The sequence below is a fragment of the Flavobacterium sp. genome, assembly GCF_024305175.1.
Lineage (GTDB): Bacteria > Bacteroidota > Bacteroidia > Flavobacteriales > Flavobacteriaceae > Flavobacterium.
In genome coordinates this window covers 1-22530 of sequence record NZ_JAMWYY010000022.1, presented here as the reverse complement: position 1 = coordinate 22530, position 22530 = coordinate 1, and the positions used below count along the sequence as shown (strand labels likewise).

Sequence of the window (22530 nt, the reverse complement as noted above, 5' to 3'; positions counted from 1 at the left end):
CCCGAAGAGCCCCGCCATATAGAGTGTTTTGACAACAGTAACATACAGGGCACCAACCCCGTTAGTGCCTGTGTGGTGTTTAAAGACGGAAAGCCCAGCAAGAAAGACTATCGCCATTTTAATATAAAAACCGTGGAAGGCCCCAACGACTTTGCCAGTATGGAAGAAGTGGTTTTCCGCCGTTACCGCAGGCTGCTTGATGAAAATGAACCCTTGCCGCAACTGATTATTATAGATGGTGGCAAGGGCCAGTTAAGTTCGGCATTAAAGAGCTTAGAAACATTGGGTTTGCGCGGTAAAATCACTATATTAGGCATCGCAAAAAGGCTGGAAGAACTCTTTTACCCTGAAGACCCTGTGCCGTTGTACCTCGACAAAAAGTCGGAAACGCTGAAGGTGATACAGCAATTGCGAAACGAGGCACACCGCTTTGGCATTACACACCACCGCAACAAGCGCAGCAAGGGTGCATTGCAAACATCGGTAGAGAGCATTCCCGGCATAGGCGAAAAAACAATGATAACGCTGCTGAAACAATTTAAGTCGGTTAAGCGTTTAAAGGAAGCCGGCGAAGAAGATATTGCAAAAGTGATTGGCCCGGCAAAAGCCAAAAAAATAACAGAATACTATAAAACATTGCCCAACTGATGAAAACCCCTACCCTCCTGTTAGTTTGCCTGCTGTTTTTTTGCAGTGTTTCCGCACAGGAACAGGATGCCGACAGGCCAAAAATAGGACTGGTATTAAGCGGGGGCGGTGCAAAAGGGCTTGCCCATATAGGAGTACTAAAAGTTCTGGAAGATGCCGGCATAAAAGTAGATTATATTGGGGGTACCAGTATGGGTGCCATAGTAGGCGGGCTGTATGCCGCGGGCTATTCTGCAAAGGAACTCGACTCCATTTTTAAATCGCTTGATGCCGATGCACTGATACAGGATTATACCCCCAGAGGCAGCAAAAACTTTTTCGAAAAGCGTAATGATGAACTTTATGCCATTACACTGCCTTTTAAGAATTTTAAACTGGGTTTCCCTACGGCAATATCAAAAGGGCTTTACAACTATACCACCATTAACCGCCTTACCGACCACGTAAGGCATATTCGCGATTTCGACTGCCTGCCAACACCTTTTGTGTGCATTGCTACTGATATAGAAACAGGCGAAGAGGTTGTGCTGCGAAACGGTGTACTGCCCGATGCTATACTGGCCAGCGGGGCTTTTCCTTCTTTATATTACCCGGTAGAAATTGACGGCAGGCTGCTTATAGACGGCGGGGTTACCAATAACTACCCAATAGAGGAAGTACGCAAAATGGGCGCAGATATCATTATCGGGGTAGATGTGCAGGACGGGCTTAAAGACCGTACCCAGATTAAAGGCGCCACCGGCGTACTGGTACAGATTAATAACTACCAGATGATTAAAAAAATGGAGGAAAAGCGGAAGGCTACCGATATTTATATAAAACCTGATATTTCTGCTTACAGTGTAATATCTTTTGATGAGGGACAGCAGATAATAGACGAAGGTGAAGAATCGGCACGCATGATTTTTGAAAGCCTTAAAGCATTGGGCACAGGAAGCCCTGCAGAGCGAAAGCCTGTACCCGCAACAGATTCGATTCTGGTAGAAAAATTTAATATTACAGGGCTTAAAAACTACACAAAAAGCTATGTGATAGGCAAACTTAATTTTAAGCCGGGTAAAAAAATACCTTATGATAAGTTTACACAGGGCATAAGCAACCTTAACGCCACGCAAAACTTTAACAGCATTTCATACTGTTTTGATGAAGGGGCCGATGGCGATATACTAAGCCTGAAGCTTAACGAAAACCCTATTAACCGCTACATTAAATTCGGGTTGCATTATGACGGGCTATACAAAAGCGGTGTGCTGGTAAACCTTACCCAGAAAAAGCTGCTGAAAAGAAACGATGTGGCATCGCTTGATGTGATATTGGGCGATAACTTCCGTTATATGTTTAACTATTATATCGATAACGGGTTTCACATCAGCTACGGGCTTCGTTCAGTGCTCAATAGTTTTAACCGCAACCTTGACGCTGATATTACTACAGGTGAGTTTGCCGAGCAATTAGGCATTAGCTCTGTTAATGTAGATTTTACCGACCATACCCAGCAGGCATACATACAAACCATATTTGCGCAAAAATTTATGCTTGGCGGCGGGCTTGAGCTTAAGCACCTCAAAATAAAATCAGAAACGATAACCGATAACGGGTTTAATGTTTTTGATAACAGCGACTATTTCTCTGCCTACAGCTACCTTAAGTTCGACTCTTATGACAACCGCTATTTTCCTGACGAAGGCTGGTTTTTTGCAGGAGAGGCTAAATGGTATTTGTCATCTACTGACTATACAGGTATGTTTACGCCGTTCAGTATAATTAAGGCCGAAATGGGTACGGCCAAGAGGCTGCGCCGCAATGTGACTTTTGAGTTTCAGGCTGAAACAGGGCTTACCATAAGCGAAGAAACCGTGAACTTTTTCGATTTTGTGCTTGGTGGCTACGGCTATTATATGATTAACAACTTCCGCCATTTTTACGGCTACGATTTTCTAAGTATATCCGGCAATAGCTACTTAAAGGCAATGGGAACGCTCGACTGGGAGTTTGTGCGAAAAAACCATATTAATGTAAGCGCCAATTTTGCCAACATTGGCGAAAATCTTTTTGAGGAAGGCGAGATATTGTCTATCCCCCAGTATAGCGGCTATGCCATAGGATATGGTATGGAAACCATTATTGGCCCTATTGAAATAAAGCACAGCTGGTCGCCCGAGACAAACATGCACAATACCTGGTTTAGTGTAGGTTTCTGGTTTTAATAGTTATGGATAAAAAAGAGTTAAGGCAAAAATACAGGAGCATGAGGCAGGCACTTACATTAGAAGATGTTGAGGAAAAAAGCCTTGCCATAGCCAACAATTTGCTAAAGCTGCCTATATGGGATAAAACCTATTACCATGTTTTCCTGACGATTGAAGAACAGAAAGAGGTACATACTGATCTATTACTGCACATACTTTCGGGTAAAGACAAGGAAATAGTGGTATCTAAATCTGAATTTAGTGATTATTCTATGAAGCACTACCTCCTTACCGATAATACCCGGCTTGTAAAAAATCAATATGGAATACCCGAGCCTGCAAACGGGCTCGAGGTACCGCCACAAATGCTTGATGTGGTTTTTGTACCCATGCTTGCCTTTGATATTTATGGCAACCGGGCCGGCTATGGCAAAGGGTTTTATGATCGTTTTTTATCGCAATGCCGCAAAGATGTGCTTAAAGTCGGGTTGAGCTTTTTTGAAGCCGAACAAAAAACTATACCAAACAATCCTACTGATATTCCGCTTTCTATATGTGTAACACCTGATAAAACCTATCAGTTTTAATAGCTTATCATCAATCCAATAACAGTTGATTTCCAGCAATATAGCCCTTCTAATGTTAAGTTTTAAGGTGTAGGCAAAAACTTAACATTGAAACACAACAAATTATCTTTAGCTGTGTTAATTTTGCGTTAACTTATTGTTAATACAAAATAAAGCATCATGATTAAAGAAGACTTAAGGCTTGTAGAGTACACCGTTACCGAAAAAAGCAAATCAAAGAAAACGAAGAAAACTACTTCTAAAACCAAAAAGAAGATTGGCCTGTTCCATGCCTGGGGCACAACAACCAATGGCAAGGGTAAAGAACAGTTTTTCGGGTTAGTAGAAGACACACAAACCGGTAAGCTATTAGAGGTAAGCTATAAAAACCTGCGTTTTATAAACGAGGCTGACCTTGAAATATTTGCTGAAACGGAAGAACTTACAGAAGAAGAAACAAGTACTGAAGTTGAAAATACAGAAGCTGTTTCTGAATAGTGTCCCCCGGATTATCTTCAAAATAAATTAAGGCTGCTTATTAAAGCAGCCTTAATTTATTCATACCGCCATCTACGGCAAGCACCTGACCTGTAATCCAGCGCGAAGTATCGGTAAGCAGGAATGCAGCAGCATTTGCTATATCTGCAGGGTTACCTACTATTTTTAACGGATTCCTGTTCTTAGCTGCCTCAGCCTTTTCAGGAGAACCCAGTAACTTCTCGGCAAGCGGTGTATCGGTTAAAGAAGGTGCTATACAATTAACGCGTATTTTTGGAGCAAACTCAGCGGCAAGCGAACGCGTAAGCCCTTCCAGTGCACCTTTTGCCATGCTTACAGATGCGTGAAAAGGCATTCCGGTTTGAACAGCTACGGTGCTTATAAATACTACAGATGCTGCTTCGCTTTTTTTGAGGTTGGGCAGGTAAGCCTGTACAAATGCGGCAGCACCTAATGCACTAACGGCATAGTCATTTTCAAAATCCTGCTTGCTGATGCGATTAAACGGTTTCAGGTTAATAGTCCCGGGAAAGTAAACAACGCCGTCTATAACCTCATCAATGGCAGGGAAACTTCCAAAAGAATAACCCTCTGCTTTGTGCCATCCGTCATATTTTCCATTATCATTTTTGGTAGAAAGGCCTATTACCCTGTGTCCCTGCTCTTTTAATAGTTGCGCGGTTTGCACAGCCATTGCAGATGATGCGCCTGCAAATAAAAATGTAGCCATAGCTTTAAAGGTTTATACTACAAATTTAGTTAAAGCAAATGGTGATGAACCTTCAACAAAAGCTAAATTAATAATAACCGGATTACCTTTTACTTATTTTGTTACCGGTTATGTTGCGCTGCCTGCTGCATTTAAAACGGCCAATCTCTTCGCTTCGCTTTTTGGCATGTTTGGTTTTGCAGTTTTCTACACGTGTGCGCCAAAGCCTGTAGCTCGATGGCTTTAGTTCGCGCTTCATAAGTGCCTTTACTTTATCTTCGGTAAGCCCGAACTGGTACTCAATAGCATCAAAAGGGGTACGGTCTTCCCAGGCCATTTCAATTATGCGGTCAATTTCTGCTATCGTAAAGTCTCTTTCAGTATTTGCCATAGTTTATATGTTGTTTAGCCAAAGGTTCCTGAAACTCTTATCAGCATCATAATCAGATGCCTGCTTTTGCGGATTAAACTGGCGTTCTTCGCGCGGATCGTTACCCACTCCTGCTATATAAGCCCAGTTACCCCAGTTGCTGGATGGGTCATAATCAATAAGCATTTCTTCAAAGTAGGCAGCGCCATAACGCCAATCCTGGCCCAAGTCATGGCAAAAATAGCTTGCCACATTCTGCCTGCCCCTGTTACTCATATAACCGGTAAGCTTTAATTCGCGCATGTTGGCGTCAATAAAGTCCTGCCCCGTTTCGCCATCAATCCATTTTTGTATTACATCCGGGCTGCAGCCGCCACCAACAGGCTTGTTTTTAATGCCGCCTTTCAGGAACAGGCGTTGGCGATGCTTCTTCATCATAAACCGGAAGTAATCGCGCCACAAAAGTTCAAATATCATCCAGTAGGTGCTTTTGTTGGCGCCAAACTTTTCTTCATATTTTTTAACCTCATGGTACACCTCGCGCGGAGAAAGGCAGCCCATAGCCAGCCAGGGCGAAAATTTAGACGAATAATCGGCCCCTACCATACCGTTGCGGGTATCTTTATATGTGGCAATGCCCTGCTGTTCAAAAATATAATAATTGAGCCTTTTAAGCCCTGCTGTTTCACCTCCTTTAAACGGCAACACGCCACGTGCGTCAGCAACTGCCGGCTCAAGGCCAAGATCCTGTAATGTAGGCAGCTCTAAAGGCGCTATAACAGGGCTTGGTATATGCTCCGGCTTTTTAAAGACAGGGCGTATGCCTGCTTCTTTTTCTATTTTTTTACGGAATGTTGTAAACACATCGGGGATTCCCTTAAGCGGAAACGGAAGGTCTTCTGCATGGTAAAGGGTACTGGTACTGAATGTTTCTACCACACAGCCTTGTTTCCATAATGCTGCCGCTACCCTTTCTTCCTGCTTTTTCTCATCTGTGGTAACCTCTTTTTTGGCATATACTTTCTTGGCATTATACAGGCGGGCAAGGCGTGGCAGCTCTTCTTCGGGAATACCTTTTACCACTACAAGCCCGCTTTGGTATTGCCGCAATTGCGCATCAAGGTCGGCAAGCGATTCTAAAAGAAACTGTGCGCGATAACTGCCCGTTTTTTGAAATCCAAACTTTGTTGTGCCAAACTGGCTTTCATCTATACAAAAAACAGGAACCACACTGCTGCTTTGCTGAATGGCCCGCACCAGCGCCTCGTTATCATGAAGCCGTAAATCGGTTTTAAACCAAACAATGGAAACAGGCATTTTGAGAGATTTTTGTTTTATTTAAAAGTATTCTAAATAAAAATGCATTACAAAGGTAAAGCAAAAAACGCCTTTGCAAAACTAATTTAAAGATATTTATTGATTGTTTAATCAGTTATTTCTTCTTAAAAAAGTAATAATAAGCCTGATTTTTAAGAGCCTAAAGATTATATTTGATAGATAACGATAATATACTTTGCAATATGAAAACCCTGCGGCTTATACTTGGCGACCAGCTCAACATAAAGCACTCATGGCTAAGGAATACAGAAGATTCCGTAATGTATTGCATGTTCGAAATGCGACAGGAAACAGATTACACCTACCACCATATACTAAAAGCTGCTGCCTTCTTTGCTGCCATGAGAAGCTTTGCAAAACAGCTTGAAACCAACGGGCACAAGGTTATTTACTACCGGCTTGACGCTAAAGAAAATAAACAAAAGTTAACAGATAACCTTACTAACCTTATCGGTTCACTTACTGTAGAAAAGTTTGAGTACCAGCTCCCGGATGAATACAGGCTCGACGAACAACTAAAAGCATTCTGCAAGGGTTTAAGCATTAAAAGTGAGGCTTTTGACACAGAACATTTTTATACAACACGCACCGAGCTTGAGGATTTTTTTAAAGGTAAGAAGCAATTGCTGATGGAAAATTTTTACCGGTATATGCGTAAAAAGCATGACATATTGATGGAAGGTAAAAATCCTGAAGGAGGAAAATGGAATTATGATGCAACCAATCGCAACAAATGGAATGACAAGGATACAGTACCTGAAAAACCCGATTTTAATCATGATGTTAAAGATATTATTTCCTTGCTGGAAAAGCAAAGTGTAAAAACAATGGGCCGTGCAGGAAACGGTTTTATCAACCAGCCGCTTACACGGAAGGAGGCTTTAGAGCTGCTTAAGTTTTTCTGCGAAAAACTGCTGCTGCATTTCGGTGACTACCAGGATGCCATGCATACTGAAGAAACAACATTATTCCACTCACAGCTATCGTTTGCCATAAATGCCAAGATCATTTCGCCACGCGATGTGGTAGCTACCGTGCATAACTACTACCACAAACATAAAGATGCCATAAATATTTCTGAAGCAGAAGGCTTCATACGGCAGATAATCGGGTGGCGCGAGTATATGCGCGGCATATACTGGATGCACATGCCCCGTTACAAAAAAGAAAACTACTTTGGCAACAAAAACAAACTGCCTGATTTTTACTGGACAGGACAAACAAAAATGAATTGCCTTAAGCACAGCGTGAATAACTCGCTGGATACTGCCTATGCCCACCATATACAGCGACTTATGGTTTTAGGCAATTTTGCATTACTGATACAGGCCAGCCCTGATGAAGTAGATGAATGGTACCTGGGTGTATATATTGATGCGGTAGAATGGGTGCAACTGCCTAACACAAGGGGCATGAGCCAGTTTGCCGATGCCGGTACCGTTGCTACCAAGCCCTACATTTCGAGTGCCAATTATATTAACAATATGAGTAACTACTGCGGCAGTTGCTTTTATAATGCCAAGACCCGGACAGAAGAAAAAAGCTGCCCCTTTAACAGCCTGTACTGGAACTTTTTATACACCCAAAAAAAGCTGCTTGAACAAAACCCGAGAATGGCGTTTATGTACAAGCAGCTTGATAAAATTAAACCCGAAGAAATAGAACTTATATTAAAACGGGCAGATAAAATAATAAATGCCCCTGACGATTTTTAGTTAATTGCCTTCCATAAATGCTATAACATTAAACATGGTACGCTCCGTTATACCATATTGCTCGGCGGCACAGCCTGCCGCGTGTGTTTTACGGGTTTTTTTAAAGTGCTTTTGCTGGTATTCCATTTCTTTAAGGTAAGCCTCATAGTACACCTTCCAGTCCAGTATATGCACCGGCATAAGACCTTTGCCCATCAGCTTCATAAAGGTTTCTCCCAGGTTTAATATTGTTTCATAACGGTTCATTACCATTTACTTTCAGGGCAAATATCATTACTGCGCACCTTGGCGCTAAGGGGGCAGCCGCATTTGCTGCAATAAGCCCCCTCTACCTCTGTAAGGTCATCTTTAATAAAGGCGAGTAACTTGCCATTCCGCAGGCTTGGGCAGGCGGCACATACAGCGGCACGCTCCTTAGCAATAACCTCCGTTACCTCGCTTTTATCAAGATAATTTTTCCATCCCGATAAAATTTCTTTCAGCATTATATTATTTGAAGATATAGTTCAAAAATCGGCATCCTGCCTTATCCTTACATAACTGTTACTCTCAGTAACTATATCCTGAACCGCCACTACAGGGGCAGGCATCCTGCTGTTGGCATCGGCTATTTTGGTGGCGAGTTCGTCCGTATCCAAACCGGGCTGCGCAATAGAGCGCGACACTATACCCCCATTGGCAAAATAGTTGGGCGCCGTACCCCCACCAGCCGGAAACGCGTTATTGAATGCCATGAAATGCTGTGCCGCATTTCGGTTCATTACCCCTATAAGCTCGCCCTTTTCAGCTTCAAACTGCGTACCGTCAGCCCCGGTAAACAACGTGCCCCCTTCGCTGTGGCGTTTGCCCCCTATATTAAAAAGGGCGCCTTTTTCGGCTTTTGGTGTTTCCGGTTTTTTTGTACTGGCAATTTTTCTCACGGTTTGTAAGCCCGATGCTACTGCTGCTGCTGCTGCAGCGATACCCAGCCCCGGCCCAACTACAGGTATAACCGACATAGAGCTATAAGCTGCAACCGCACTTTTGTAGGTATCTATGGTGGCCTGGGCAATGGCCATTGCTCTGCCTGCCGCACTTTCTTTACCCATTATAGATGAAAGACTGCTAAGCGTGGTAGATGCTAGTTGCAGCTTATTATCCATTACCTCTTTGCGGATGTCTTTTTCCTCTTTTGCGTACTTTTCATCAATGAGGTTTAGGTCGGCTCCTGTTGCCTTTGCTGCATCAACCTCCTGCTGTTTTCTTATAGCCAGCTCATCCAGTTGGGCTTTTAGGTTATAATCGGTATTCTCTGTATTGGCAAGGCGCCTGTTCTCTTCGTCAATGGCTTTCTTTTTATCTTCTGCTTCTTTCTGTTCTGTTTGCAGCCCTTCTTTGGCAACGCGGTTCTCATTATCTATGGCAGTAATAGCTTCATTATACTGCTGCTGGCTTATAACGCCTTCCTGTAGGCGCACAGCTTCATAATCCCTGCGCTTTTGCGCTATGGCATCAAGGCTGGCTACCTCTGCATTAAATTTTTCTTTAGAGAAGAATATGTCGTTTTCATGTTTTACCGTGTTGGCATTAATATAATCATTAAGCTCCTGCAACGCATGCTCTGAAACAAATGCCGCCTGAGAAGCCATAAAGTTTTTCTTTGCCTCGGCAACAGCGCTGTCCAGCTTTTGCAGGTCGGCAGCTTTTTTACCCGAAGCTTTAAACTCTGCCTGTGCAGCAGCAATAGCTGTATTTTTAACCTGTTCTATTTTACTTATTTCCGCTTCAAGCATTTTAGATTTCTCTCCCGATGCGGCTATATAAGATGCTGTGTACTCATTCTGCTTTTGGATGCTCTCATCCAGTAGCTTCTGTCTTTCGGCAGCCTGCGCTTTATCAAAAGCGGCACGCTTTTTCGCTGATGCTATTGCCGCTTCATTATTGGTAACAATAACATTTCCATCACCTGTTGTGCCACCCCCGCCGCCGGTACCTGTTGCAGCAGCGCCCTCACCTTCACCCTTGCCTTCTTTTGGTTTGGCAGGCCCGGTCTGAGTGGTTTTTATTTCTGTTTCAATCACGACTTTTTTAGATTTCCAGCTTTCCAGCTTTCCCTTCACACGGTCAACATCCACACCAAGTGCCCTGAGAACAGGCGAGGCTGTTTCCAGTATGCTTTCAAGAAATTCTATTACGGTGTTCTTCATGCTGTTAAAAGTATCTTTTATGGTATTTACCATATTGGTAACACCATCTCTAACAGCATCAAAAGCCCCCATAAAGTCGCCTTTAAGTAATTTGGTAACCACCTTTACAATAGTACCTACCGTATTGCTGATAATCTTAAACCCGGAACTGAAAAAGCTGAAAAACAGACTAACTGTAGTTTTCAGGTTGTTCCATACCTGTACAAAAATTACACCTATCAAATCGATTACCGGTTGCAGGTTGTTTTTAATATCTGCAAGGTATTCGAGTAATGAGCCCAGTGCATCGAGCGCGGCGGTTTTAATTTTTGTCCATACAGTGCCCAGCCCGTCAATTTCAAACAGGTCTGCCTGTGCCTTGTTAAGCTTTTCGTTTGCTTTGCGTAAGTCGTCACTTGCCTGTGCAGAACTACTCAGCGCTTTTTTAGATGTTGTCCCTAAAGAATCTAACAACTTGCCTGCTGAGCCTGCCTCCGCACCCATTTTTCCAAATAACTGCGTGGTAAGGTTAAGGCTTTGCTGTTGCGACAATCCGCTGGTTTTGCTTTTATCGGCAATATTCTGCAGGGCAGTTTTAACCGAGATTTCTCCCGTTTTCACTTTACTAAGCAAATCGTTAGAAAAAGTAGCGCCAAAAGCATCGGTAAGCGCATTGCGCATTTCTTGACTCTGCCTCTGCAATGCAGTGCCTGCTGTGGCAAGGGCTTCGGGCAACTGCTCTGTATAAACCCCCAGGTCATACCCTGTGTTTACTACATTAACAAGTTCCTGTGCCGAATAACCCGCCTCTGTAAATGCCGGGCTAAGTTGTGCAATACTGTCTATAAACTGCTCGTTGCCCGTTGCGAGCCCCTGTGCAATCACCCCATTGGCTTCGCTCATTGATATGCCGAAAGAATCAGAAAGGGTTTTAGCTTTCTGGGCTATGTCATTAAAATCTTTGCCGTATGTTTCTGCCGTAGCTTCTATCTCCGACCGTACACCTGATATTTCTTCCTTGCTTACACCGAGTTCTTTTAGCTGCTTGTTCATTTCGGTAAGCCCGCTGTTGTAGTCCCAAAGGGCTTTAATCCCCTCGCTTATGCCTACAAGCGCGGTTATGGCAGCGCCAATCGGTGTGGCTATAAACGCCATAGCACTGCGGGTCATTCCCATTAAGCCCTGTGCCATGCCGTTAAATGAACTTTTTACCAAGGGGCCAACCCCACCCGCCTCCTGCGCTTTTGTGATAAAATTGCCCATGCCGCCATTAAAAACGTTTATATCATCAAAAGCATCAGTAAGCTGCTTCTTGTAGTCATTAAATGTTTTGCCGTGCTTAGCTGTTTCCTTATCGGCTTCCCCTGTAAGCTTATTTAATTTTCCTAATTTATCATTTACGGTAGCCAGTACATCCTTAAAATCCTTGAGATCGTCTTTTGAATCATTTAGATTGCCTGAAAGCCCATCAAGGCTGTCTGATAATTTATTTATCTTTCCTGTGGCTGCATCGGCACTGGTACTGACATCTTGAATCCTGTCAGCCGCTTTTTTGGCGTTCTTTGCCATTCCGGAGAGCTCATCTGATAGTTCCTGGTGGGCTTTAGCGTTTTTAGATGCCATTTCCGTTAGTTTCTTTTGCGACTTGTTCAGTTCCTTGCTATTTTCATTAATAGCACTTAATGCCTGCTCCTGCTGGTTGAGTACTTTAAGAAATACCCTGAACTGGCTCTCCAGGTTTTTGTATTCGGAAGATGCGGCTGCCCCTGCTTTTTTAAGCGCATTAAGCTGCTTTTCCAGCTTGTGTAAAATATCGATTGTTTCTTTTGTTGCTTTTACAAGCCCTTTTGTATCAAGGTCAAGTTTTGCCAAAACTATTTTTTCATCTGCCATTGCTATTCTACTGTTAGGGTTAAACTATTGCTTACAAGGCTGTTTCTTTTATCTGAAGGCACTATTGATAACGACAGGCTGTAGGTGCCCGCCACGTTGCAGGTAACGGTATATTCATAAGGGCTGATTTGCTGTATAGTGCCCGGAGCTGACAACACGAAGTTGAAAGCTCCCGTATTATATAGCGTGTGCTGCCACACCGTTACAGGAGTGCCTGCCTGCAGGGTTACCGAGGTAAGCCCGAGCCCGAAGTTTATAACCGGGCTATCGGGTGTAATGGGTAATGTCATCATAAATAAATGATAGTGTTTGATGGAATTGTGATGTTTACTATCTGCGAGGTGTACGTTTCTCCTGTAAAATCTTCCGACACCTGCAACCTGAGTTTATAGCTACCGCTGCCGTTAGCACTGAAGTATACAGAAGGGCTGTTAGGCGACGCAGAGTTTACCTGCTGCCAGTTATCCTGGTTGGCTGGCGAATACTCCAAAAGTACCAGGGATGCGCCAGCCATATTGAGAGTGAAGTAAACAGCAGCAGTATATCCTGTTACTATTACTTTATCAATCTTTATTTGTGGCGGTACAGCTACGTCCTGCGGGCTTAGGTGTACTTTTACAAGCTCGCACGCTACAGGCTTACCGGGTATGTAGTTGTTTATCTTGTTCATGATGAAATAGCCCGATAACTGCTCTATATAATACAGCTTCTTAAAATCAAAATTGGCAATATCGGCATCCGTAAGGTACAGTTCTGCCGTAACCAAAAGGGCTTTTTGCAGCAGGGTATGAATGGGCTTGTAATACGTTTGCATTATGTCTGAAAAAGAAAGTTTTCTGAAGCTTTCAGCATATACAAAAGCTGAAGTAATTTCATCTTGCAATAATCTTGACTTCAGCGCTACATGCTTGTTAAGGCGCATGGCTCTTAAAAAATAATACCTGCCGCTGAGCGATTTATATTTGGTTACAAGCTGTGTTTCCCCTGTTTCTTCATCGGTTACTTCTTCCTGCTCCTTTTCCCACATTTTATATACATTGCGCATGGCAGAAAGGTACCGCGTTCGTATACGCTCAGGGCTGTAAACCTTACTGGTAAAAACATTCTTACTTTCTGCAAGGAGTTCGTTGTTTACTTCAATAGCACCATCGTTAAAATCCTCATCCGCAGCATTATACTTGTAGCGGTACCAGTTGGTTTTTGCATAGCTGCCGTAAACATATTTTTCTGATTTCTTTTTTGAGAATTTTTTACTCCAGTCTACCGCATTACCACCGTTAAGCTGCTCCTGCAACGTGTAGAAGGTATATTTCTGCGAATATTTATCTTTAAATAATGTCAGGGCAAAACGCTGGATGACCTCCTTAAGAAAGTCGCGTATCGAAAAACTGGCAAACGGGATAGCAAAATCATACTCATCCTGATTAATTTTTACCAGTTTTAAACTGAAGTCCTGGACAGCGCTAACGGCAAAACCATGTGTGCTGCCCTCGTTAGCGCTTTTACCAATCATAAGGCAGATACTGTCGCCCGCATCCAGGCGAAAAACACTTTTAAGTTCGAAGGGTGAGCCCGATTGCAGGCCATCGGCTATAATCCTCCAGGGTAAAACCGCCTGAGAAGACAGGAACGCACTGTTTTTACCCAGGAAAAGCCTGAAACGTTTTAATTGGTTATAAAAATTTTGAGCCGTTATTTTACCTGCAACTTCTATCCTGTAGTAACCGGCCTCAGTTACCTTTAAATGCCTGTTTTGTACCAGCGACTGCAGGTTATTGGTTTGCCATGCATTGTAACCTACATAATAGGTTCTTGTATATGCTCCATTTGTCTCATATCCCATTTCATCGGGATCATTTTCAAAAACATCCTCTTCAGTGTCCTGTGGCGAAACCCCTTTGGGGTAGGTCATCCAGAGGTTCTTAAAATCTTCTGTATTAAAAACAGCACCTTCATAAGTGATGCCATAGGTAGTGAATATCTTATCCCATAGCCATGCGATATTTACCGATGGGATAAGATAGTCGGCATCAAGTAGTACATTTGTATGATTAGGCTGGCCGGTACTGCCATTATAATCGGCGGCTATGTAACGGTAAGGCTTGTTTTGTGTCCATGAATCTCTTATGGCATAAACACTTTTCAGGTGCTCCAACTCGGAAAGGTCAAGGTCTGAAAGGTTTTTATTTTCTATGGCTTTATACAGGTCAATAATACCGTCGTATATAACAACATCAAAATCATCTCCCGAATCGGTAATCTGCGCCCAGCCATTATACACAAAGCACTCACCGCTTTCGCTGTAAAGGCTGCAATCATTTTTTCGGTATGGTATATCAGAATCATTTCCTGTTACGGTAAGGAAGTTCATGATACGGAGGTTGTTTGCCGTTTTGGGCAGCTTAAACTTGTTGGTATAGCTTGCCTGGCGGTCTTCCAGGCTGTTTAGGTCGTTAACCTGTCGCGTCTGGGCAATAACCTGCCCGGGTTCTGTATCGGCCTTTTCGCCGTTAATGTAAAGCAGTAAAGACAAAATTGTGGTAGTTGAACAGAAATATCGAGAGAGCCTTTAAGCTATGGCAGCAATGCCCTACAGTGTTTGGGTGTACCTTTGCGGCAGCTCTAAATCAAAAGTGAAGTTGGTTAACGGCTGCCTTGCATTTTTTATCCTTGCATTACCTGTTTTAAGGGTAACCTCAACCCAGTCGTTATAATCGTTTTGTGCATAGGGCCTGCCGGTAAACAGGTATATCTTGGGGCTGTCTAAAATTCCCTGAACAATAGCGCGCTCATCTTCATTAAGCAACTCTGCTACCACTTTTATAGTATCCTGGCTTTCTTTGCCAAGCGTGGCGGTACGGCCAAAAGTGCTGTCTATATTATTAAAATCGGTATTGATTTCACCCAGTTGTTTGGTACTCCTGTCGATACTGTATGTGTTTTCGAACAGCCAGTAGTTATACCCACCCATCGCATTGAGCCATTTTAGATATACGCCTTGGGTGTGAGCCGATTTTTCAAGTATCAGGTATTTATCATTGATAGTAGAATGACTGCCTTTCATAAACACCAGGTTGTTATGCCCGTCCGATAACGGTAGTATATCTTCCAGTGTTACGTTGGTGCGCCCGTCTGACACTACAAGCCGCTCACCGTAGCCCAGCGTATTAAAATCCATACTGAGCAGGTTGGTTTCGTTTTTTACCTTCAGGTTAATACCATTACTGTAAAAAGGTATATCAAAAGGATAGCCCTTCCAGTACTTTAAATAGTACTTATTGGCAGAGTCTTTTACAAACGGCGACAGGATAAGCATATCGCTAATCCTGAAATTATGGAAGCTGCCGGGCTGCTGAACACCCGCCAGCCATGACAGCACAAACGAAACATTCTCGGTAGTGTTATTTTCATAATATACTTCGAATGTGATATTGCGCTGTGTAAAAGTGCCCTGGCTGAAGTTATAGATAAAGCTGTCAGGCTCATAGCCCATGATGTTTGTCTGGAGCGTGTCGTTAAAATTACGGGTATTGATAAGCGCCGAAACATAGGGCTTAAAATTAAAATAGAACTGTCCCTGCGGGTTGGGGTAAAGCGTAACATTTATTTTTTGCAGGGTATCATATATGCGGCATGACAACGCAGGGATAGCACTGTTACTGTAAAAAAGTATTATATCATTATTAAAAGCCATACGTAGCTTTTGTGTATCTAAGGGTTGCAGGAACTGTATCATTTAGCTGCAATTTGTTTTAAGAAATCAATTATATCTTTTGTAAACCGGCTGATTAGGGTATCGCCTGCCCTGTCTATTACCTGCTGTATGCGTTGCGGGGTTAATACCTCAGCAGCCAGTTCGGTGCCTTTTTTATCAGGCTTCCAGCCCTCGCGGGCTATCTTCCGGGCAATAACATAAGCAAGCCCACTAACCGATTGCTCTTCGGCAATCAAATCAGCAATGCCCCGCTCCTGCAGCCATTGTTCTATCGCCTTTGTGGGCGGCTGCTTGCCGGGTTTCCTGCCCTCAAGGTAACCGCTACCCAAAAGGGTAACACTACCCTCTGTAACCTGCACCTCTAAAGATTGTGCCCAACTGCCTGTACCTGCACTGGCGCTCTTTGCATATAGAGCCGCAATTTCGCCCTTTAGTTTTTCAAACTCGGCTTGTAGTATTTGTGCAACATCAGTCATAGCTGCCCGGTATAGTAACCTTATAAGAACACAAAAGGCCATCCATGTTGGCATCGAGCGCATCGGTAACATCTATGTTGTCCCACTGGGTAACTACTGCACCTGTACAGGCCAGCCCGTTGCCAAGCGCTATAAACAGATCGAGTAGCGGCTCTATGGAGAGGGAATACTTACAGGGAAGCAATGCATTCCTTTCAGCGAAATATTGCTCATCAAGGCTGCTTTGCTTTACAAGGAAAAACTTACCTTCATAGTTTGTTGCTATAATTTTGGTGCCGCTGCTGTTGTATTCGCTTTTGCGATTGGTAAACTCATGCAGCAGGTATATTTTGCCTGCTTCTGCGCTGCCGTCTAAAAGATTGAGGGCGGCTTTTTTGCCGTAGTGGTATTCTAACTGGTTACTTTCGGCAAGGTTTTGTAGAATGCGTACTATATCCATACACTAATGGCTAATTAAAGCCGGGATGATTTATAGAAATATTGATATTGAGAAATCAGCTTAGCTGGAGTTTCCTGTAATCCTGTTCTACTTCGTTCTGTACTTTGGTTTGTGCCAACAGGCTGAAAATTTCGCCATAAGGCCTACGCCCTAAATCGAACGGGTACTGCCCCAGCATTTTGCCGAGCTGTACCAGCGGCAGTGTATCGCTGTACGGGTTAAGCTTATCTGCCCCTGCCATTTTCCAGAGGTGGCTGTCGGTGCTTTGCGAAAAAAATATGGTGTTTTCAGTTTTTACCACACGCTCTAACTCGCTAAGAAGATATTGCCGCGCTGAATAATATTCTGTTATGCGGGCTTTCCAGAATTCTTTTTCAGGGACATCATAACAAATAGCGAACAACTCATAAACGCCCGGCCAGTTTATTATTTTTGGTAAAAGCCGTATGCAGTACTTTACATTTGCATAAGGCATAGCGTTAATATGCATTTGCCGTTTGGCAAAACAGTTTTCAGGATTAAGGTGCTGCAAGATGCAATCATAATGATACTGATCCTGAAGGCGTGAAAATTTTTGTAACGTGATGTTTTTCATTTTAGCTGATTGGAAAATATTGCCATGGCAGTTACTATTTTAGTGATACCTGCGTTATACTTATATATCGATAATTTAGCCTCACATGAAAGCCTTCATTTTCTCACTCTTATTATTATTATTGCTGGCAGCCTGCAAACCTGTGCCTGAAACCTGCCGGCAACTTGAAGCCATTGTTACCCATGAAAAATTCTTGAAGCATTTCCGGCTTTGTGAGCGTAACGATGTTAGCGTTGCCCTGTATAACAGCGGTGAGGGCGATGACCGCAATTTGCTGTGTGAGGGCTTAGAACTGCCCTGCGGTAAAATGGTTTATTCATATAATGCTGACTTTGATGTGAACTTTGAGAAAGCATCTAACGGTAAAGTAACAAACCCCCGGATTGTGTATTTTAAGGTTAAGAACAAATATGAGTTCCTGGAAACGGAAACCAACCGCCACCTGATTGCCACAGTTGCTGATAATGGCACTATCAGCTTTAGCAGCATCGGCGTCTTTTAACCGTTAGCCTACCCTTACCCTGGTGCGGTAATCTTTGCGCAGGGCAAACCAGTACCGCATCATTATACTGTCCCACTCGTCGGGGCTTCGCCCTATAAGCTCCTTAACCCTGTCTTTGGGTAATATGCCCTGTCTGCCTTCTTTGTCTAAATCGCGCAATTTTACCTGCTCCAACTCTTCCGTAACGCATTGCTGAACCGCATCATCATCACACTTTTCACCGGTAAGGCGGCTGGCAATCATTTCTGCCATCTTAATGCTGCACTGGCTTTTTAAGCTATCGAAGTTTGGTTTCACATAAATACCGCCCTCACGAATCTCTAACGGCACCGAGTTGTTTATAAAGCCTTTACACTTTAAAAAATCGACCACACCACCGCCCACACCATCCTCATCCGCTATTGTGTTGCTCAACGAAATGCTAAACCTTTTTTGCAGGGCGCGGGCGCGGGCTACTACGGCATCAAGCCCTGATTTGGCTATGGCATCTCGGTAAATGCATACCCATCCGTGCCATACCCTGAAAACCGTTTTATCGCGGCCTTTGCGGGCAACATCTATAGTCAGGTATTTCATGCCCTCTGCCTTAATGTGCTGCGGATTAAAATAATCGGCTATGGCATCATGTTCTATAAGCGTTGCCGGGTCATCATCATACTCCCAGTTACCGTAGTACAGGCGTTCGCGACTGTTTTTATCAAGCCGCAGTAACGACTGCAGGTAGGTTGGGTGCAGGTGGGGGTTATCGGCAGGCAGGCTTTGCACAAACCTGCGGTAATCCGGCAGTGTGCCCTCGCGCCAGGGCTTGTAAAACTCTTTATAGGCCCAGTTTTTGGCAGGGTTACAACTGCCCAGCATCTTGGGCATCAGCTTATATTCTGCCAGCTTGTAGCGAATACGGCTTTTAACCATCTGCCATGCATGGTAGGCCACCTGGCTGCACTCATCTATAAATGCACCTGTAATTTCCAGTGAGCCGAGGCTCTCGAAGTTTGGGTCGCTTGGGTAATGAAAAAGATCTTTCAGCAGTATCTCGCTGCCGTTGTTCCAGCGTATGCTATGCTCCTGTGCCCGGTAACTAAATTGCTTTGAGAGTTTTAGCTGCGTTGCCAGCTCAAAAAACGTATTCAGGGTGGTTTCCTTCAGATTCTTGAGCTTACTCCGCCCCATCAGCCAGCGTGTTCCCGGATATTTCTGGCACATTTCCATCAGCCACAGGCACCCCAAGGCGCTTTTACCCCCTCCGGCTGCCCCGCCATATAACACCTCCTCCGTTACATTGTCTTTTAAAAACCATATTGCGTGTTCCTGCTTAACCAAAAGTTTCATCATCTGCTGGGTTTTGGCCTGAGCCCAAATTAAGCCTGATATCTTTTAGCGGCTCTTCGGTGTCATCGTCATACTTGCCGCTCCACATTTTCGGGTTGCGGCTCCTGAGCCAGAACTGCTGGCTGCGGAAGTCGGCCGGAACGTGTTTCTCCACATTGATTATCTCTATACGCTCTTTTTCTACCCGCTTGCCGTTTTCGTCATAATATACTTCTTTGCATTTTATGGCCTGCCGGGTGGTAACAATACGGTCGAGCGTGGCCTGATACAGCGAATGCGCCACTTCCATGTCGGCTATTTTTTTGCCGCGCAAAAGGGCATCGTTAAATGCAGGGTGTGATTTTTTCCAGGCAATTACTGTGCTTTTTGATACGCCAAAAAAGGCGGCAAGCTCAGCATTCGTAGCGCCAAGCAGGCACAGTTTATAGGCCTGCACCGGATAATCTTCATTATACCGGCTGTTGCCGTGAACGGGGGGAGTGTTTACATTTTGCTTTAAGGTTTGCAGGGCAGCGCTTTTGGTTGTTTTAGCGCTTTTCATTTAGTTGGTGTTGGGAAATATTGCTACAAGGTTTGCAAAGTTTTTTCAAAAACTTTTTTGAATTTCCGTTTAACTTTAATAGATTTTATAAAACATCTCAGAATATCTTTTAAAAGATCTCCTTTTAGTTTTCCTTTAAATTCAAAATCAATACCATCAATACTGTAATCAAGCTTTAAGCTTTGTGAATCCCAATCCTGTATCCATTCACCATAAACGTATGTATCTAAAGGAAAACAAAAGGGTGTTGTTCCTTCTGTTACTTCATCTCCATTAAGAAAGCGATAACAATTAAAATAACTCTTATCACAATTAATACATCCTCGTTGCATATTCTCAAGATGGTCTGGTACTCTACCTTTTGAAGTGGGTAAAGAAAGTAAAATCTTATTATTACCTTCTTCACTCAAAACTAATAAGTACTTATCGCGATTTGATCCATTATTAAACTGAAAATTAGGAATATAATATAAATCTGAAATTTCAAGTTTCATTACTAGCAGTATTTTTTATCAACACTCTTCAAATCAAAATAATGATTAAACATTTCAATCTTTACTTCATCATCTTTGATCAAATCTGCGAAATCAATACTATAGCCAGAAGTAGTTGCTTTGTTATTATCAAAAAGCTCTCTAAGCCCTCTTTCTGTGACAACCTTATCCCAAAGCCCACCTTTCTTGTGAGTCAAATTACTCAGTTCAGAAGCAGTCTTATTACCTAATGAATTGACAACTTTATCAAGCAGCATTAAATCATAGTCAGAAAATTCATCATCATTAAATTCCTTTATTCCATTAATGATGCAAACATTCTCTGGCTTATAAGTAACTGAAATATATTCTCTAAGCAATTCAGGAGAATTTGAAAATTCATAATAAATATTTTGATCTACAGGACCAAGTTTCCAGACTTTCCAATCTAAACCAAAAAATGGAATTCCTGAATCATTAATGGATTTTTCTTCTAAGAAATAGAGAAGTTTAATAGCTTTCGTTTTTGGAATCTCACCTAACTTTTGCGTTATATAAATTAGGGAATTACCAATTTTATCAATTTCAGACTTAGTAAAACCCTTGTTATATATATTATTTAAGAAGTCAATATTCATAATTAATGGGCTTTAATCATGCAAAAATAAAAAAAAATGCATATACTCATGAACATTTTAAAAGTTATTAACAACAAATACCTCTATTATGATTGTAAGAATTCTCTACACTCTCACCAAATCATCTATAATAACGTTATTATAAGTGCCTTTTGAGCCGCTTATATGAAATTCTATTTCGGCTACATCGCCAGGCAATATGTCGCCCAGCAGCTCTATTTTTGTACCCAGTGCAGAGGGGTAAATAATCCTTCCTGACTCCTGCTCGAAATGCAGTTGCTGTACCGCAGTACCCATTTTGGTAGTTTTTATATCGCCTATGGCGGTAACTATCCCTTTTATTTTGAATTGCATATTTAAAGTTGGTTTAAAGAGCCCCCTGCCCTTAAAAACGGCAGAGGGCATATTAGTAATTATTGAGTTGGTCCGTTTTCTGTAACTCCTGCCGGTTGTTCCTCTTGTCCTTTGCCCGGCAGATGAACATTCTGGAAACACAGCCTGTTGGCTATGTGGTTAAACTCCAGCGAGCCTGCTTTTTTACCTGTCAGGTTATTATATATCACGGCAGGTGCCAGGTTAGCCAGCGCATGGAAGAAGTCGGCTGCGTTGGCGTTATCCTTCAGTTCTTCGGGAGCTATGGTGTGTTCTCCCCCATCCTCAAACAGTTGCTGCAACTGCCCGAGTATTTTTACAGTATATTGATGTTGTTTGTTTTCCATCTTAGTATTAAGCATTTGTATTATTCTGATGTTTTAGATTGCAGTGTTGTACTCTGCTGCTGCAACTAACTCTACATCCTGTGCCACAAGGTTATTATATTGTATGCCGCTGTTTTTAGAAGTTTTACCTTCAAGCGTTACAGTTACAGAAATCTCGTCGTTCTCTTTTAAATGATCAAGGTCGGCCATTTTCCTGCCGCGGAATTCAACAAAGGCTTTTTGCCTGAAGCCAGGAAGCAGGGTTACTACTTTCTTTTCGTGTCCGGCTGTGTTACGGTACTCAATACTTTCGATGTTTCCTGTGATTTTCATGATTGTAAATTTTTAATAATTATTAATTGAATACTTGGATTTTTAATCAGGCCCGCCTTACAGAATGTTTATTATGTTCTTGGCTTCATGCCGTGCAAGGCAGCTTAGCTGGTTTAGCACCTTCAGCTTTTGCTGCAAAAGGCCCGCTTTTAGTCCTGCAAGGCTGTCAAGATCCTTCCTGCGCTGCGCTTCTGTACTGAACAAACTGTAAAAAGGCAGCTTATCAATTGCCTGCATTTCCTGCTCACATTCGGCAATACGGGCATCTAACTGTTTAAGCCGTACAAAAATCTTTTTCATACTTATTCTGTAATGGTAAACCTGTAGTCTTTATTAAATAACATTATTGCTTTAGCTTCAAAATCAGCGCTGTGTTGCCTGCGTCTGCTTGGCGTCGTGTTGCTTACCAGTCCCTCTTTTCTTTTAATTGCATCAAGCTTTTGATACAAATCCCGGAGGCTGTGTTTAATAATTTCTTTATTGGCAAGCATGTAAGTGGTATTTTCAACACTATCTCCAACGTTTTGCGTACACAAAAAATGGATATAACATCTTTTTATAACTTCAAACATATAGATTTCTTTCATAATTTGTTGCTTATTACACATTTATTTATACCTTTGCTGAAATCATGGGACAAATTTAAGTGTAATATTCCACATTGCAAAATTTTTAAAGATTAAATTTCTCAGAGTAATGA

Annotated in this window: 27 protein-coding genes; 6 read left to right on the top strand and 21 right to left on the bottom strand. The window is 42.7% G+C overall.

Going from position 1 to position 22530, the window contains the following annotated elements:
- The 4 genes from Q0K96_RS07370 to Q0K96_RS07355 all read left to right on the top strand — a co-directional run.
- The coding region (locus tag Q0K96_RS07370) for a helix-hairpin-helix domain-containing protein (RefSeq protein WP_297333362.1) at positions 1-648 on the top strand (648 nt) is incomplete at its 5' end.
- Entirely contained in the window at positions 648-2855 is a 2208-nt protein-coding gene (locus tag Q0K96_RS07365; RefSeq protein ID WP_297333361.1) for a patatin-like phospholipase family protein, read from the top strand. The genes Q0K96_RS07370 and Q0K96_RS07365, both read left to right, overlap by 1 nt.
- Positions 2856-2860: 5 nt before the next feature.
- Entirely contained in the window at positions 2861-3424 is a 564-nt protein-coding gene (locus Q0K96_RS07360; RefSeq protein ID WP_297333360.1) for a 5-formyltetrahydrofolate cyclo-ligase, read from the top strand.
- Positions 3425-3583: 159 nt separating this feature from the next.
- Positions 3584-3901 carry a hypothetical protein gene (locus tag Q0K96_RS07355; RefSeq protein WP_297333359.1) on the top strand — a complete coding sequence of 106 codons (318 nt, stop codon included), beginning with the start codon at positions 3584-3586 and terminating at the stop codon, positions 3899-3901.
- A 40-nt stretch (positions 3902-3941) separates the two neighbouring features.
- Here Q0K96_RS07355 and Q0K96_RS07350 read toward each other — a convergent pair whose 3' ends face one another.
- The 3 genes from Q0K96_RS07350 to Q0K96_RS07340 all read right to left on the bottom strand — a co-directional run bounded on the left by Q0K96_RS07350 (position 3942) and on the right by Q0K96_RS07340 (position 6297).
- Complete coding sequence (locus Q0K96_RS07350) at positions 3942-4631, bottom strand: SDR family oxidoreductase (RefSeq protein WP_297333358.1); 690 nt, start codon at positions 4629-4631, stop codon at positions 3942-3944.
- Between the two features lie 82 nt (positions 4632-4713).
- Entirely contained in the window at positions 4714-5001 is a 288-nt protein-coding gene (locus tag Q0K96_RS07345) for a TIGR03643 family protein (RefSeq protein ID WP_297333357.1), read from the bottom strand.
- Positions 5002-5004: 3 nt separating this feature from the next.
- A complete protein-coding gene (locus Q0K96_RS07340; RefSeq protein WP_297333356.1) occupies positions 5005-6297 on the bottom strand; it encodes a DASH family cryptochrome in 1293 nt (430 codons plus the stop codon).
- Positions 6298-6500: 203 nt separating this feature from the next.
- Here Q0K96_RS07340 and Q0K96_RS07335 point away from each other — a divergent pair, with 203 nt between their 5' ends.
- Positions 6501-8033 carry a cryptochrome/photolyase family protein gene (locus Q0K96_RS07335; protein ID WP_297333355.1) on the top strand — a complete coding sequence of 511 codons (1533 nt, stop codon included), beginning with the start codon at positions 6501-6503 and terminating at the stop codon, positions 8031-8033.
- On the opposite strand, the gene Q0K96_RS07330 is transcribed toward Q0K96_RS07335, so the two are convergent.
- The 9 genes from Q0K96_RS07330 to Q0K96_RS07290 are packed head-to-tail and all read right to left on the bottom strand — an operon-like array spanning position 8034 to position 17316.
- Complete coding sequence (locus Q0K96_RS07330) at positions 8034-8279, bottom strand: hypothetical protein (protein WP_297333354.1); 246 nt, start codon at positions 8277-8279, stop codon at positions 8034-8036.
- A complete protein-coding gene (locus tag Q0K96_RS07325; RefSeq protein WP_297333353.1) occupies positions 8279-8518 on the bottom strand; it encodes a hypothetical protein in 240 nt (79 codons plus the stop codon). The genes Q0K96_RS07330 and Q0K96_RS07325 overlap by 1 nt, the downstream gene beginning before the upstream one ends.
- Positions 8519-8539: 21 nt before the next feature.
- Positions 8540-12091 (bottom strand): phage tail tape measure protein, encoded by a 3552-nt coding sequence (locus tag Q0K96_RS07320; RefSeq protein WP_297333352.1) that lies wholly within the window; start codon positions 12089-12091, stop codon positions 8540-8542.
- Positions 12092-12093: 2 nt separating this feature from the next.
- Positions 12094-12384: a hypothetical protein gene (locus Q0K96_RS07315; protein WP_297333351.1), complete on the bottom strand. Its 291-nt coding sequence runs from the start codon at positions 12382-12384 to the stop codon at positions 12094-12096.
- Complete coding sequence (locus Q0K96_RS07310; protein WP_297333350.1) at positions 12381-14624, bottom strand: hypothetical protein; 2244 nt, start codon at positions 14622-14624, stop codon at positions 12381-12383. Before Q0K96_RS07310 ends, Q0K96_RS07315 begins: the two co-directional genes overlap by 4 nt.
- Positions 14625-14681: 57 nt before the next feature.
- Positions 14682-15827, bottom strand: a complete 1146-nt coding sequence (locus Q0K96_RS07305) for a hypothetical protein (RefSeq protein WP_297333349.1) — start codon at positions 15825-15827, stop codon at positions 14682-14684.
- Positions 15824-16282 carry a hypothetical protein gene (locus Q0K96_RS07300; protein ID WP_297333348.1) on the bottom strand — a complete coding sequence of 153 codons (459 nt, stop codon included), beginning with the start codon at positions 16280-16282 and terminating at the stop codon, positions 15824-15826. Before Q0K96_RS07300 ends, Q0K96_RS07305 begins: the two co-directional genes overlap by 4 nt.
- Positions 16275-16721 (bottom strand): hypothetical protein, encoded by a 447-nt coding sequence (locus tag Q0K96_RS07295; RefSeq protein ID WP_297333347.1) that lies wholly within the window; start codon positions 16719-16721, stop codon positions 16275-16277. The genes Q0K96_RS07300 and Q0K96_RS07295 overlap by 8 nt, the downstream gene beginning before the upstream one ends.
- Before the next feature lie 55 nt (positions 16722-16776).
- Positions 16777-17316, bottom strand: a complete 540-nt coding sequence (locus tag Q0K96_RS07290; RefSeq protein ID WP_297333346.1) for a hypothetical protein — start codon at positions 17314-17316, stop codon at positions 16777-16779.
- Between the two features lie 85 nt (positions 17317-17401).
- Between Q0K96_RS07290 and Q0K96_RS07285 the strand changes: the two genes are divergently transcribed.
- Positions 17402-17818, top strand: a complete 417-nt coding sequence (locus Q0K96_RS07285; RefSeq protein WP_297333345.1) for a hypothetical protein — start codon at positions 17402-17404, stop codon at positions 17816-17818.
- 3 nt (positions 17819-17821) lie between these two features.
- Here Q0K96_RS07285 and Q0K96_RS07280 read toward each other — a convergent pair whose 3' ends face one another.
- The 9 genes from Q0K96_RS07280 to Q0K96_RS07240 form a co-directional block, all read right to left on the bottom strand.
- Positions 17822-19150, bottom strand: coding sequence for a phage terminase large subunit (locus Q0K96_RS07280; protein WP_297333344.1), 1329 nt, complete (start codon positions 19148-19150; stop codon positions 17822-17824).
- Positions 19131-19688 carry a hypothetical protein gene (locus tag Q0K96_RS07275; RefSeq protein ID WP_297333343.1) on the bottom strand — a complete coding sequence of 186 codons (558 nt, stop codon included), beginning with the start codon at positions 19686-19688 and terminating at the stop codon, positions 19131-19133. The genes Q0K96_RS07280 and Q0K96_RS07275 overlap by 20 nt, the downstream gene beginning before the upstream one ends.
- Positions 19689-19711: 23 nt before the next feature.
- Entirely contained in the window at positions 19712-20182 is a 471-nt protein-coding gene (locus tag Q0K96_RS07270; RefSeq protein ID WP_297333342.1) for a hypothetical protein, read from the bottom strand.
- Between the two features lie 2 nt (positions 20183-20184).
- Complete coding sequence (locus Q0K96_RS07265) at positions 20185-20799, bottom strand: Panacea domain-containing protein (RefSeq protein WP_297333341.1); 615 nt, start codon at positions 20797-20799, stop codon at positions 20185-20187.
- 105 nt (positions 20800-20904) lie between these two features.
- Complete coding sequence (locus Q0K96_RS07260) at positions 20905-21153, bottom strand: hypothetical protein (RefSeq protein WP_297333340.1); 249 nt, start codon at positions 21151-21153, stop codon at positions 20905-20907.
- 59 nt (positions 21154-21212) lie between these two features.
- Positions 21213-21533: a hypothetical protein gene (locus Q0K96_RS07255; protein ID WP_297333339.1), complete on the bottom strand. Its 321-nt coding sequence runs from the start codon at positions 21531-21533 to the stop codon at positions 21213-21215.
- A gap of 18 nt (positions 21534-21551) precedes the next feature.
- On the bottom strand, positions 21552-21830 hold the full coding sequence (locus Q0K96_RS07250; protein WP_223054448.1) for a DUF3127 domain-containing protein: 279 nt from the start codon (positions 21828-21830) through the stop codon (positions 21552-21554).
- A 57-nt stretch (positions 21831-21887) separates the two neighbouring features.
- Positions 21888-22130: a hypothetical protein gene (locus Q0K96_RS07245; RefSeq protein ID WP_297333338.1), complete on the bottom strand. Its 243-nt coding sequence runs from the start codon at positions 22128-22130 to the stop codon at positions 21888-21890.
- Positions 22131-22132: 2 nt separating this feature from the next.
- On the bottom strand, positions 22133-22417 hold the full coding sequence (locus tag Q0K96_RS07240) for a hypothetical protein (RefSeq protein WP_297333337.1): 285 nt from the start codon (positions 22415-22417) through the stop codon (positions 22133-22135).
- Between the last annotated feature and the right edge of the window lie 113 nt (positions 22418-22530).